The following is a 13,429-nucleotide window of genomic DNA, read 5'->3' as shown; positions in this document are numbered from 1 at the left end:
CCGGCGGGAGGCGGGGGGCGGGGTGATTCTGGACGCGATCCACGAACTGGACTACCTTGGGTGGATTCTGGGACCGGTTGCCACCGTGAACGCCGCGGTGGCCGCCCGGCTGAGCGACCTCGATATCGACGTCGAAGACTATGCCTGCCTGGCCTTGCGGCACGCGTCAGGGACGGTGTCGGAGATCCATCTCGACTATCTGCGCCCCTATAAGCGCCGGGGCTGTGAGCTGGTTGGAGAGGACGGCATGCTCCTGTGGCAGAGCGAAGGCAAGAACCCGGAGATCTGCAGCGTCCGTCTGTTCCGGCGGGATCGCGACCAGTGGGAGACCCTCCACGCCTCCGACAGCCTGGACGGCAACGAGCCTTACCGGCTGATGCTGGGGCGCTTCATCGCTGGCGGTGAGCAGGAATGGTCTTTGCTCCTCGACGGCAGGCAGGCACTTCGGGAGCTGGAGGTCGCCCTGGAGGCCCGGGCAAGGGCAGGGGCCGGCGCCATGTGCTGCGCCACGTCCTGAGAGCGCCGGGGCAGGTCGACTCAGGGGTGGAGTTGGGCATGGAAAACCGACCACGGGATCTTTCGCTGAGCCTGGCCATGCAGGCCCGGGCGCGAGTTTGCATACCGGGCATGACCCAGCTTCTGTCCAAGCGGCCGGACCGCTTCTCCCTGGGGGTTTGGCCAGGCTATTTCAGCCGCGCCCAGGGGGTGGAGGTCTGGGATCTGGACGGCAACCGATACCTGGACATGAGCATCGCCGGCATTGGCGCCAACATCCTGGGCTACGGGGATCCGGAGGTGGACGAGGCGGTGCGCCGCGCCATCGCCGACGGCGTCAGCTCGTCCCTCAACTGTCCGGAGGAGGTGGAGCTGGCGGAACTCCTGTGCGAGATCCACCCCTGGGCCCAGATGGTGCGCTTTACCCGGGCCGGCGGCGAGGCCATGGCCGTAGCTGTTCGCATCGCCAGGGCCCACACCGGTCGGGACCTGGTCGCCTTCTGTGGCTACCATGGCTGGCACGACTGGTACCTGGCCGCCAACCTGGCCAGTGGCACGGCTCTGGAAGGCCATCTCATGCCGGGCCTGAGCCCCCGCGGCGTGCCTGCTGGCCTGGCCGGCACCGCCTTGCCGTTTCGGTACAACCAGCTGCCGGAACTGGAAGCGATCTGCGCCCGCCACGGCGCTAGCCTGGCCGCAGTCGTCATGGAGCCCATCCGCAACGATACCCCTGCTCCCGGCTTCTTGGCTGGGGTCAGAGATCTGGCCGCCAAGAACGGTGCCGTCTTCATCTTCGATGAGATCTCGGCGGGATTCCGGCTATGCTCAGGCGGTGCCCATCTGATCCTGGGCGTCGCCCCGGACCTGGCGGTCTTTTCCAAGGCCTTGGGCAACGGCTACGCCATCGGCGCCGTCATCGGTCGCGCCGAGGTGATGGCCGCAGCCCAGGAGAGCTTCATCAGTAGCACGTGCTGGACCGAGCGGCTGGGGCCGGCAGCAGCCCTGGCCACCGTTCGCAAGCACCGGGCCTGTCAGGCGGCGGACCATCTGGTGCGGGTCGGTGGCCTGGTACAGGAGGGCTGGCGTAAGGCAGCGGCCCGGCATGGCCTGCGGATCTCGGTCGGCGGCATCCCGCCGTTAAGTCACTTCGCCTTCCAGGACTCGCTGCCCCAGCAACGCAAGGCCTTGTTCGTGCAAATGATGCTGGACCGGGGCTGCCTGGCCTCGACGCTCTTCTACGCCATGTACGCCCACCAGGAAGAACACGTAACCTCGTATCTGCGCCTGGTGGACGAGTGTTTCGGGGAGCTGGCGACCCTGGGGGACGAGGGGGTGCTGCTGGCGGCCCTCCGTGGCCAGCCGGCCAGCGCCGGTTTCGCCCGGCTGATCTGAACCCCGCCGGAGCAGGCGCTCCGGCGGGCAGCGGACGGTGGTCATGCTCGCCATCATCGATTACGGCATGGGCAATCTACGTTCCATCGCCAACGCCTTCCTGGCGCTGGGCTGTCAAGTGCTGGTCACCCGCGCGGCAACCGATCTGGAGGCAGCGGACGCCATCGTGCTGCCCGGGGTTGGTGCTTTCGAAGACGGCATGCGCAGGCTGCGGGAACTGGGGATGATCGAGGCCCTGAGTCGTCAGGTGCTGGACCGGCGTAAGCCCTACCTGGGGGTCTGTCTCGGCATGCAGTTCCTGGCCTCGGAGAGCCACGAGCACGGGGTGACCAAGGGCCTGGGCTGGCTGCCGGGAACGGTCGAGAGGATCGTGCCCGAGGGCGGGGCCTTCAAGGTGCCGCATATAGGCTGGAACGACGTCGAGGTCGTAGGCTTCGGGCCGCTATTCCGGGATCTCGCCCCCCGGCCGGTCTTCTACTTCGTGCACAGCTACCACCTGCGACCGGTACCGGAGTCGGCACATCTAGTCACTTCCCGCTGCTGGCACGGCACGGACGTGGTGGCCAGCGTGTCCCTCGGGCACATCCACGGGGTGCAGTTCCATCCGGAAAAGAGCCAGGCGGCAGGCCTGAAGCTGCTGCGCAACTTCCTGGACAGTTGCGCGCACGAGGCGCCGCATGCTTAAGAAGAGACTCATCGCCACCCTGTTGGCCCGTCACGGCCGCATCGTCCAGAGCATCCGCTTTGCGCACACCAACGTCATCGGCAATGCCATCACCGCCGTCGATTTCTTCAATACCTGGGCGGTGGACGAAATCGTGCTTCTGGACGTCAGCCGGGATCAGGAGTTCCGGGAGCCCTTCGGGCAGATCGTGCGCGACCTGTCGGAGCGCTGTTTCGTGCCGCTGACCGTGGGCGGTTGGATCTCCCGGCCGGAGCACGTACGCACCTTTCTCCAGCTGGGAGCCGACAAGGTGGTGATCAACACCGAGGCTTATCGGCAGGAGGAGCTGGTGGCGACCTGCGCCCGCACCTTCGGCAGCCAGTGCATCGTCGTTTCCATGGATGTGCGGCGTGACCAGGAGGGGCGGTACGAGGTGATAGTTGACCGGGGCCGGCAGCCCACCGGGCTTGACCCGTTGTCCTGGGCCCGGATCGTTGAGGAACGGGGGGCAGGCGAGATCTACCTCACCTCCATCGACCAGGACGGATCCCGGCAAGGGTTCGATCTGGAACTGACCCGGCGGGTGGCGGAAGGCGTGGGTGTCCCGGTCATCGCCTCGGGAGGGGTGGGCAACTGGCAGCATCTGGTGGACGGCATCACCCGGGGGGGAGCGGCAGCAGTATCGGCGGCCAACATCTTCCATTTCACCGAACACAGCACCAAGAAAGCCAAGGAGTACATGGTGCAGCAGCAGGTGGAGATGCGGGAGACCGTCTTCTTCAAGAATCTGACGCAAAGAAAGCCGAAGTACGAAGTGCAATATCGTGTTTGAGGGAGGACAGCCGTGGAGTATTGTCAGCGTTGTTGCTATCCGGCCAATGCCAAGCCCGACATCATCTTCGATGGCAGCGGCGTATGCAGCGGCTGCCGTGTGATCGAATCCAGGCGGCGGATCGACTGGACCGAGCGGGAACGGTGGTTGCGGGACCTGCTGGCGGAGTACAAGGCACGGGCCCGGGAGCAGAACCAGGTTTACGATTGCATCATCCCGGTCAGCGGCGGCAAGGACAGCCATTACCAGACCTACCTGATGAAGGAGGTCTACGGCATGAATCCGCTGCTCGTCACGTACAATCACCTGTTCAACACCAAGCTTGGTATGCGCAATCTCGCCAATCTCGTGAAGCAGTTCAGCTGCGATCTGTTACGCTTCACGATCAATCCGGATTCCGTGCGCAAGATCAGCCGCTACATGCTGGAGCACGTTGGTGACATCACCTGGCATTATCATGCCGGCATCATGACCTTCCCGATCCAGATCGCGGTCCGTTACAAGATTCCCCTCATGATCTGGGGGGAAGAGGGCTTCACTGAGCTTACCGGCATGTTCAACCAGGACGACATGGTGGAGTTTACCAAGAAGAAGCGTCAGGAGCACGACATGCGCGGCTTCGAGCCCGAGGACCTGCTCAACCGCCGGGACTCGCCTTTTACCCCCCGGGATCTGGCCGCCTTTTTCTATCCTTCGGATGAAGAGATCGAAGAGGTGGGGCTGCGCGGGATCTATCTCAGCAACTTCATCAGTTGGAATGCCCGGAAACAGACCGAGCTGATGATCGAGAAGTACGGCTTTGAAACGGCCCAGCGACGGGACCGGACTTTCAACCTCTACGACAAGCTCGAGGACATCCACGCCAACGGCGTCCACGACTATCTCAAGTATCTGAAGTTCGGCTACGGCCGGGCCACGGATGACGCCAGCACCGAGATCCGTCACCGCCGCATGACCCGGGAGGAAGGGATTGCCATGGTCATGCAGTACGATCCGGTGCGGCCGGCAGACCTGGATCTGTACTTACGCTTTATCGGCATGACCGAGGAGGAATTCGAGGCCCTGGTGGAACCGATGCGGGATCCGAGCATCTGGGAAAAGGGCCAGGATGGGCGATGGCAGGTCAAGGATCACATCGGCAACCACCTCCAGGATCCGGGGGTGGAGGCAGCACGGCTGCCGCTGCAACCGGACTGCAAGGGCTTCATCCGCACCCCGCGCAAGGGCTCCTGTCGAGACGAGCACATCGAGGAGGGGGAGAGCCTCAATCAGCAGAGTGAATACGTCATATTGTAGCACCGTTCCCGGCGCGGGGCGGCCGGAACCGGGGGGCGCTGACCGATGCGGCTTGGTCTCAAGCTCTGGTCAACGGATACAGGGCTGAGCCGGCAGGCGCAGGAGCGGCATGCCGACGGCCTGTTTGACTATATCGAGCTTTATGTGGTGCCCGGCAGCGTAGAGGCCACAGCCGACCTCTGGAGCCGGTCCGGCCTGCCGTTTCTCCTCCACGCCCCCCATGCCGGCCACGGTGTCAACCTGGCGGAGCGGCAGCTGGAGGCCACCAACCGGGCCGCCATGGCGGAGGTGCAGCGGCTGGCCGATCTTCTCGCCGCAGACACCATCATCGTCCATCCCGGCTGCGACGGCACGTTGGCCGAGACCATCCGCCAGCTGCGGCTGCTGGACGACAGCCGCATCCAGGTGGAAAACAAGCCCCGGCTGGGGCTGGGAGGGCAGAGCTGCCGGGGCTACAGCGCTGGGGAAATCGGTCAGATTCTGGCCGCCGGCGTAGCAGCCGGACTGGTGCTCGATTTTGGTCATGCCGTCTGCGCCGCCCGCTCCCTGGGACAGGACCCCTTGCAGGTGGTGGGGGATCTGGCGGGGTTGTCACCCCGGCACTTCCACCTGGCGGACGGATGGCAGGCCTCGGAGATCGACGTGCACCTCAATCTGGGGCAGGGTGACCTGCCTGTGGGCGAGCTGGTCGCTTTTCTGCCGCGGAGCTGCTGGTTGAGCCTTGAGACTCCCCGACGGCCGGACTCTGGCCTCGACGACTTCGTTCGGGATGTGCACTGGCTGCGGAGCCGTCTCAGGCCCGCGGTGAGCGCCATCGGCCTGCGCCCTGCCACCTGGGCCGATCGGCATCTGCTCCTTGCCTGGCGCAACACGGATGAAGCCAGGCAGGCCAGCCGCCATTCCCGGCTGCTGGACAGGCAGGAGCACGAACGGTGGCTGGGCGCTGTCCTGGCCGATCCGGCCCGAAGGATCTCGGTGGCGGAGGAGAACGGTCTGCCGGTGGGCATGGTGCGTGCCGATGCCGTTGACCACGGCTGGGAGCTGTCCTGGATCGTGGCACCCCGGGCGACGGGCCGCGGCATTGGCAAGCGAATGCTGGCCCAGCTGGCCGCGACCATGCCCGGGGTCCTGAGGGCAGTTATCAAACCCGGCAATCAGGCCTCGATCCGCATGGCCGAGGCCATCGGCATGAGCTGCACCGGTCGCGAGGGCGATCTGTTGCTCTATGTCCGACCAGCCGGGCAGCTTCAGAGGTTGGCAGGTTGACAGCGGTCAGGGGCTGTGCGCAGGGAGGATGACACGATCATGGGAAAGGGGGCTGGGGAACTGGTGGTGAACGGCCGGCTGATCGGCGTGGAAGAGCCGCCTTTTGTTATCGCCGAGATGTCGGGCAACCACAACCAGTCCCTGGACACGGCCCTGGCCATCGTCGATGCCGTCGCCGCCACCGGGGCTCACGCCCTGAAACTACAGACCTACACCCCCGACTCCCTGACCATCGATGCCCGGTCCGAAAGCTTCCTCATTGATGATCCGAAGAGCCTGTGGCACGATCGTTCCCTCTATCAACTTTACGAGCAGGCTCATACCCCCTGGGAGTGGCATGAAGCCATATTTCGGCGTTGTCGGGACCTGGGGCTGACCGTCTTCAGCACCCCGTTCGACGAGGCGGCAGTGGATCGGTTGGAGTCCATGGGGGTACCAGCCTACAAGATTGCCTCCTTCGAGAACAACCATCTGCCCCTCATCCGCAAGGTGGCGGCCACCGGTAAGCCCCTCTTCCTGTCCACCGGCATGGCGACGGTCGCCGAGCTGGACGAGGCCGTGGCGACGGCCAGAGGGGCCGGCTGCGACCGGCTGGTGCTCCTGAAGTGCACCAGCACCTACCCGGCGGCAGCCGACACCATCAACCTGGCCACCTTGCCCCATCTGCGGCAGCTGTTCACAGCCGAGGTGGGGCTGTCCGACCATACCCGGGGCATCGGTGTTGCCGTGGCCGCGGTGGCCATGGGCGCCACCGTAATCGAGAAGCATTTCACGCTCTCCCGGGCCGCCGGGGGTGTCGATGCCGCCTTTTCCATGGAGCCGCACGAGATGCGGCAACTGGTGGCGGAATCCCTGCAAGCATGGCAGGCGCTGGGTCGGGTGGCCTACGGGGTGACCACCGCCGAGGCACCCTCCTTGCGCTTCCGCCGCTCCATCTACGTGGTCGAGGACGTGCGCCGGGGGGAAGAGCTGAACGAGCACAACCTGAGGATCATACGGCCGGGGGACGGACTGGCCCCCAAGTACTATGGGCTCATCCTGGGCCGCCGGGCAAGCCGGGACATCCGTAAGGGAACGCCACTGGATTGGGCGGCAGTATTGGATGGCTGATGGCTTGGGGTGCCAACCGTCGGCGGCAGCGGGGGAGATGACCATGGCGGGCAGAGGGCAGGAAGGTCCGGCGGACGATGTCTTTATCCGAGGCGAGGTGGTGGATCTGTGCGCCCCCTCCAGGGAGGAGCGGGTCCTCCAGCAATGGTACCGCTGGTTCAACGACCCGGACGTGACCCCCTACCTCTACCAGGGGGTGTTTCCCAATACCAGAGAGAGGCAGGAACGGTTCTACGACACGGTGACGAACAGCGACAACCGAATCGTCCTGCTCATCAAGCCCAAGAGTGCAAATTATTTCGTGGGCGTAGCGTCACTGTCCTTCATCGATCACGTGCAAAGGCGTTGTCATTTTGCCATGGTCATCGGCAAGAAGGACGACGCTCCCGACTCGATCTACTACGCCATGGAAACCAAGTGCCGGATGACCGAACATGCCTTTGAACAGGTTGGCGTGGAGCGTGTGCAGTCCGAACAGGTCGTGGAACTCATCAAATGGCAGCGCTGGCAGGTGCTGTTCGGCTACCAGATCGAGGGCATTCTTCGTAACAACTTCCGGAAGGGACATCGGGTATGGGACACGATGATGGCGTCGTGCCTGCTGGAGGATTACCTGCGCCTCAAGGAGGCCCGGAGCGGCTCCCTTTGGCCAGGGAAGAGCGCCCTGTTCGAGATGCTGAAGAATCTGCCTGCCGAATCCACAGTGGATCGGCTTCGGGCCTGGCTGGCTGCTGAGCAGGCGGAGAATCTGTGGGGCATGCTGAAGAGGGGCGAATGACGGATGAAGCCCATGGATGTCGTGACGGATTTTGTTCTCATCGGCGCCCGGTCGTATGTGAACTCGTCGACCCTGCTGTCGGAGGCCCGCAAAGCCCTGGCTCGTCATCTGGTGCCGGAGGCCCGATGGCACCACCCCGTGGTCGATGCCCAATTCCACGGCGAGGTGTTGTCCAATGGTGTCTTCCGTTTCTTTGCCGGTACCCAGGCGCCCACCGCCGAGGCGACGGCCGGCGCCAAGACGGTGATGCGCTTCCAGGATCGGAATTGGGCCTACACCGCGGTCTTCCTGGAAGACACCGGGCGGCCGGTGGAACGGCGGCTGGAGAGACGACGTGGGGTGGGGGACTTGCAGCTGGCCGGGGACTACAGCGGCCGCTGCTTGATCGATGTTGGCACCGCCGACGATCTCTTTGCCAATGCCATCGAGGCCAACAAGCAGATCCATCTGCTGACGGTGTCGGCCAAGCCCGGGCCGTTCCGGGTGGTGAATCTCTTCATGCGGCGGGTGCCCCTGCAGCCTCCGGTCTCCAACCAGGAGGGGTCATGCTGGTTGCCCCTTGTGATCAGGAACATCGGGGTTCGCCGCCGGGATGATTCCATCGCCACCCTCAGCGCCGTGTCGTTGCCAGACACCTTCGTGAAACCCTTCGAAGTGGCCTTCGCCCTGTTTGAACAGCCGTGATCAGCCCAGGGGCCGCGTTGCTGACTGGGGCCGGATGACCCGGGCGCAGGTGGCCTGCGAACCCACGGCGTCGCCCCACGCCAGCGTCCCAGGAGAGGATGACCAGTGACCATCGGCATCGAGGACATCGCCTACCATCTGCCGGAGCAGTCCATCTCCTCCCGGGAGCTGGCGGCACGGTTCGGCTTCTCGCTTCCCTTTCTGGAGGAGAAGCTGGGGGTACGTTCCATTTTCGTGGCCGCTCCTGGCGAGTACTCCTCTGACTTGGCTGTCATGGCGGTGCGGTCGATCCTGCAGCGCCGGCCCGAGGTGCTGGATCGGTTAGGGGTGCTGGTGGTCTGTACCCAGACCCCCGATTACCAGCTTCCGCATACCGCGGCGCTGGTGCAGGTCAAGCTGGGCCTGCCGGCGAAGGTTGCCTGCTTCGATCTCGGCCTGGGTTGTTCCGGCTATGTCTACGGGCTGTCCGTGGTCAAGGCCTTCATGGAAAGCAACGGCATCGAGGCCGGCCTGTTGGTCACCGCCGAGACCTATTCGAAGATCATCGCCGACGACGACCGGAACACGAAACCGCTGTTCAGTGATGCCGCTGCTGCCACCCTGTTGGGCCACGCGCCGCGGTTGACCGTCGGCCGGTTCACGTTCGGAACCAGCGGTGCCGGCGCTGACAGCCTGATCGTCAGGCGAACCGACCAGTACCTCGGACCGCGGCAGCATCTCCACATGGACGGCCGGCGGGTGTTCGAACTGGTGGCAGCGGTGGTCCCCGAGGACATCCGGCGTTGCGCGGCGGTCAACGGCATGACCCTGGCCGGGATGGACCGCTTCGTCTTCCACCAGGCCAGCCTCTTCATGCTGCAGGCCATCGCGAAGCGCCTGGACGTCGAGGGGCACAAGGTGTTCAGCTGCGTGGAACGCTTCGGCAATACTGTGTCGTCATCGGTGCCCATCGCGCTGCATACTTTGCTCGTGCAGACTGGCGGCGAAGATATTTGCCATATTCTGATATCTGGATTCGGAGTTGGCCTGTCATGGGCCAGCACAGTTCTTGAAAATTGCGGCGGAGGATGGCATGTCTGAGGAGATCAGGACCAAGATCGAGGAGATCATCACCGGCATCAAAGGCAGGGTTGACTTCGACAAGGGTGAAAGGCTGCAGAACGACCTGGGCATGGATTCCCTGGATATGATCACCTTCTTCTTCGACCTGGAAAAGGCCTTTTCCATCCCCGTCAAGGAAGAGGATATCGGCCAGTACCAGCTCACCATCATGACCAACGTCGTCAACTATGTTGCCTCCAGGGCCCAGCGCTGAGGCAGCATCAGCGCCGCCGCTTCCGTATGTCCCCGCCCAGGATGCTTTTCGTCGACCGGCTCTGTCTGTGGTCCCTGGTGCCGGTTTTGTGGCACGGCCGCTCGGCAGCGGCCATTGTCCGTTTTGAGGAGCCGGAGCGGAGCGCCGGTGTCTTTCTGGCCACCGTCCGCGCTCTTGGTCTGCTCAGGGCGCAGGAGCGACTCGTGACCAGCCACATCGGCCAGGTGGTGGACCAGGACGGATGCTGCGTCTACGTGAGTCTGCAGGAGGAGGCACGGCGGCATTGCCGGCAGCTCAGGCGTGACCTCCTGGAAAGGAGCCCCTTTCTCGCCACCCTGGCGCGGCGCTGGCAACACGAGAAACTGGTCCTCTACTTCGAGCGTCTGGCCGAGCAATGGCTGACCCGGGAGTTCTTGCGGCTTGGCTTAGTCGAATGGCTGCTTGGCCGGGAAGACGACGTCCGTCGGGCCGACGCCCTCCTCCTGGTACGGCGGAGCTGCTGGTTCCTGGCCTTGCAACGCTATGCGGCGGCCAGAAACATCCGTTTACAGGGCTACGGCCCCAACTGGGACCCGGACCGGGCCGGTCGCGTCTTCGATCGGGCCGTTCCGACCCTCCGCAGGGGCCTGGCATCGCTGCCCCGGTTCTTGACCCGGGTGGTGGCCGGCTGGGGATGCGGCGCGCGGAAGGGAAGAGAATGCCCCGACGGATTGGCGCAGTTACCAGCGCCCACGGCCGTCCCGACGGTGGCTGTGCACAACTACCACCGCACGTTGAGCCTGCGGCCCGAGGACCGCTCCGGGCTCTTCTGGGCGGCCGAGGCGGATGTCGGGGCCGGCTACCTCCTTGTCTATGGCTACACCTCGGAAGCCCCTTTGTCGCCGGAAGTGCGGACGGCGTTCCACAGCGGGGGGCTGCGTATCGTCGGCCGCGGTCCGGATGTGGTTGACTGGCGACCCCGGCCGGCCATGCTGGTCGTCTTGGGTCGCGAGCTGCTGGCGGTGCTGTGGGCAGCGGTCGCCTCCCTGGGGCCTGGATCCAGGGTGCCGGCCTATCTCCTGTTCGAGGCGGCCTCCCTGGCCTTTGAGTACAGCTACTGGCTCGATTTTTTCCAGGGCAACCGGGTGGCGGTCAACGTCACGCCGGACAATGTGGCCGCCGTGGGCCAGGTGTTGGCCCTGGACCACCTGGGAGGAGCCACCATCTCGTACCAGTATTCCCTGTCCAACATCGTCGCGCCCAGCACGGCCCTGGTGGCCGGTGAAAACGTGCAGTTCGTGTTCTCCTCCCGTTTTCGGGAACAGCGCCAGCGGCTGCGGGGTGCGAACGACTGGTTGGTCAACATGGGCTTCGTCCATGGCGGCGTCCGGCGGCTGGTGGAGGCGAACCCCCGCATCGAGGCCGTCCGGCGGGGCCTGGAGGCGCAAGGGGCCAGACACATCCTCTGCTTTCTGGACGAAAACTCGGTGGACCGCTGGTACATCAGGTCGTCCCATGCTGTGGCCGCGGCCGATTACCGGTTTCTGCTGGAATGGCTCCTGGACGAGCCGACGCTTGGTGTGGTCTTCAAACCCAAGAAATCCACCGACCTGTTCCAGCGCCTCGCCTCCTTGGGGGACCTGCTGGAGAGGGCCCGGGATACCGGCCGGGCCGTGTTTCTCACCAGCGACACCCTGGTCGGCAACATCTATCCCACCGAGGCCGCCCTCATGGCCGACGCGGTGGTGGGGCTGCTCAACGGCGGCACCGCCGCCCTGGAGGCCGCCCTCGCCGGTATCCCCACCGCGCTCATCGACGCCACAGCCACCCTGGATCACCCCTTTTACGCCTGGGGGCGAGGGCGTGTGGTATTTCGGGAGTGGCCCGCCTTCCGCAGCGCCTTCGAGGCTTACTGTGCCGATCCCGACCGCTGCCCCGGCTTCGGTGACTGGACCCCGGGCCTGGACGACATCGACCCTTTCCGGGATGGCAACGCCGCTGGTCGGCTCGGCTCCTTCATCCGCTGGACCCACGAGGCGCTGCGAGACGGGGCGACGCAGCAGACGGCCCTAGCCACGGCGGCGCAGCGGTTCGCAACCGTCTGGGGACAGGAACACGTGTGGCAGGACCAGGACCGGCGTGACCATGCCTGAACCCGCGACGGCTTCCTTCCGGAGGGACCAGGTCAGAAACGGCATCATCTATCTCATGCCGGTGCTGGTGAACAGTCTGCTGCCATTTCTCACCATGCCGGTGTTCACCCGGATCCTGTCCAGCGAGGACTACGGCGTGCTGGCGCTGGCGACCATCTACGCCATGCTGGCCAGCGGCATGGCGAACTTCGGTATGAACGCTGTCTACAACCGGAATTTTTTCCAGTACCGCGGCAGCGAAGCGGAAAGCCTGCAACTCCTGAGCAGTACCCTGGGACTGGTGATTGCCAACTTCGTGGTCTGGGCGCTGGTGACCTTCGTGGCTCGGGATGGGCTGGCAAGGTTGATCATCGGCGCCCCCGGGCACGGCGATTTCCTGTTCTGGACCGTCTGCGGTCAGTTCGCATCCGGGATCAGCTGGTACTACCTGGCCTTCCTCCGCAACTCCGAAATGGCCATCCGGTTCGCCCTCTGCACCGTGGCAGGCAGCGTGCTCAACCTGGGCGCGGCCTATTACCTAGTGGTGGTAGCCAGGGTGGGGGTGGTCGGCCTGGTCTGGGGGCAGCTGTTTGCGGGTTCTCTGGTCTTCCTGTGGCTGAGCGTCGACTTCTTCCGGCATCAGCCTGTCCGCCTGAACCGGGCCATGCTGCTCGAGTCCGTGCGGCTCGGCACCCCCATGCTGCCGAAGGTGCTCTTGGGCGTGGCCGGCAGCCAGCTGGACAAGTACCTAGTGGGCATGCTGGCCTCCCTGGGCGGCGCCGGCGTGTACAGCATCGGCCAGCGGGTGGCACTGGTGGTCTTCACCTTCATGACCGCTCTCTACAACGTCTGCCAACCCCAGGTGTTCCGGCGGATGTTCGAGCTGGGCGACGAAGGGGGCCAGGCGGTCGGCGCCTATCTGACGCCCTTCGCCTACGCCTCCGTCGCCATCGCCCTGCCGGTGGCGCTCTTCGCCCAGGAGGCGATTGCGGTCCTGACGCCGGCCTCGTACCACGGCGCCGCAGACATCGTCACCATTTTGTCCATGTATTACGGGCTGTTGTTCTTCAACATGCACCCGCAGCTGCTCTACGCCAAGAAGATGCTGCTCATGTCGGTGCTCGGCGTCTGCAGCGTCGCCGTCAATGCGCTGGTCACCGTTCCTCTGGTCCTGAAATGGGGGGCCGAGGGCGCGGCCTGGGCGACGCTTCTGGCATCGCTCTTTTCCGGCACCCTTTACTACCGTTTCTCGCAGCGTCATTACCGCATTCACTGGCAGAGGGGCCGGGTCCTGGCAATCTACGGCGTCTTCCTGGGAAGCGCCTTGTTGCTGCTGGCGCTGCGGCGGATGGCCATGGCCTACGAGCTGCTGCTGACGATGAAGGTGGTGGCAGTCCTCGCCTATGTCTGTGTTGGTATCAGGATCGGCATCCTGACCAGGGACAGTCTGCGCGTGGTCGGCGGGCTGGTCACTCACCACAGGTGA

13 protein-coding genes are annotated in these 13,429 nt (G+C 64.8%); all 13 read left to right on the top strand.

All coding sequences use genetic code 11. The features are described from left to right. Positions 1-517: Gfo/Idh/MocA family oxidoreductase (locus tag AB1634_07155; protein ID MEW6219303.1), on the top strand; the 517-nt coding region annotated here is incomplete at its 5' end. 38 nt (positions 518-555) lie between these two features. Beyond that, positions 556-1,887 (top strand): aminotransferase class III-fold pyridoxal phosphate-dependent enzyme, encoded by a 1,332-nt coding sequence (locus tag AB1634_07150; GenBank protein MEW6219302.1) that lies wholly within the window; start codon positions 556-558, stop codon positions 1,885-1,887. 43 nt (positions 1,888-1,930) lie between these two features. Continuing rightward, the gene (gene hisH / locus AB1634_07145) at positions 1,931-2,572 is read left to right on the top strand and encodes an imidazole glycerol phosphate synthase subunit HisH (GenBank protein MEW6219301.1); all 642 of its coding nucleotides are present in this window, start codon (positions 1,931-1,933) and stop codon (positions 2,570-2,572) included. Then, entirely contained in the window at positions 2,565-3,383 is an 819-nt protein-coding gene (locus tag AB1634_07140; GenBank protein MEW6219300.1) for an imidazole glycerol phosphate synthase cyclase subunit, read from the top strand. Before hisH ends, AB1634_07140 begins: the two co-directional genes overlap by 8 nt. A gap of 12 nt (positions 3,384-3,395) precedes the next feature. After that, positions 3,396-4,679 carry an N-acetyl sugar amidotransferase gene (locus AB1634_07135; GenBank protein ID MEW6219299.1) on the top strand — a complete coding sequence of 428 codons (1,284 nt, stop codon included), beginning with the start codon at positions 3,396-3,398 and terminating at the stop codon, positions 4,677-4,679. 45 nt (positions 4,680-4,724) lie between these two features. Then, a complete protein-coding gene (locus AB1634_07130; protein MEW6219298.1) occupies positions 4,725-5,945 on the top strand; it encodes a GNAT family N-acetyltransferase in 1,221 nt (406 codons plus the stop codon). A 39-nt stretch (positions 5,946-5,984) separates the two neighbouring features. Beyond that, positions 5,985-7,055: a pseudaminic acid synthase gene (gene pseI, locus AB1634_07125; GenBank protein ID MEW6219297.1), complete on the top strand. Its 1,071-nt coding sequence runs from the start codon at positions 5,985-5,987 to the stop codon at positions 7,053-7,055. Between the two features lie 37 nt (positions 7,056-7,092). Beyond that, complete coding sequence (locus AB1634_07120; GenBank protein ID MEW6219296.1) at positions 7,093-7,833, top strand: GNAT family protein; 741 nt, start codon at positions 7,093-7,095, stop codon at positions 7,831-7,833. Positions 7,834-7,845: 12 nt separating this feature from the next. Continuing rightward, positions 7,846-8,517, top strand: a complete 672-nt coding sequence (locus AB1634_07115) for a hypothetical protein (GenBank protein MEW6219295.1) — start codon at positions 7,846-7,848, stop codon at positions 8,515-8,517. 105 nt (positions 8,518-8,622) lie between these two features. Further along, positions 8,623-9,597 carry a ketoacyl-ACP synthase III gene (locus tag AB1634_07110; protein ID MEW6219294.1) on the top strand — a complete coding sequence of 325 codons (975 nt, stop codon included), beginning with the start codon at positions 8,623-8,625 and terminating at the stop codon, positions 9,595-9,597. Next, positions 9,590-9,832 (top strand): phosphopantetheine-binding protein, encoded by a 243-nt coding sequence (locus AB1634_07105; protein ID MEW6219293.1) that lies wholly within the window; start codon positions 9,590-9,592, stop codon positions 9,830-9,832. Before AB1634_07110 ends, AB1634_07105 begins: the two co-directional genes overlap by 8 nt. Positions 9,833-9,858: 26 nt before the next feature. Further along, a complete protein-coding gene (locus AB1634_07100) occupies positions 9,859-11,964 on the top strand; it encodes a hypothetical protein (protein ID MEW6219292.1) in 2,106 nt (701 codons plus the stop codon). After that, a complete protein-coding gene (locus tag AB1634_07095) occupies positions 11,957-13,429 on the top strand; it encodes an oligosaccharide flippase family protein (protein ID MEW6219291.1) in 1,473 nt (490 codons plus the stop codon). Before AB1634_07100 ends, AB1634_07095 begins: the two co-directional genes overlap by 8 nt.

Source organism: Thermodesulfobacteriota bacterium (assembly GCA_040755095.1).
GTDB lineage: Bacteria > Desulfobacterota > Desulfobulbia > Desulfobulbales > JBFMBH01 > JBFMBH01.
This window is presented reverse-complemented; position numbering and strand designations above follow the sequence as displayed.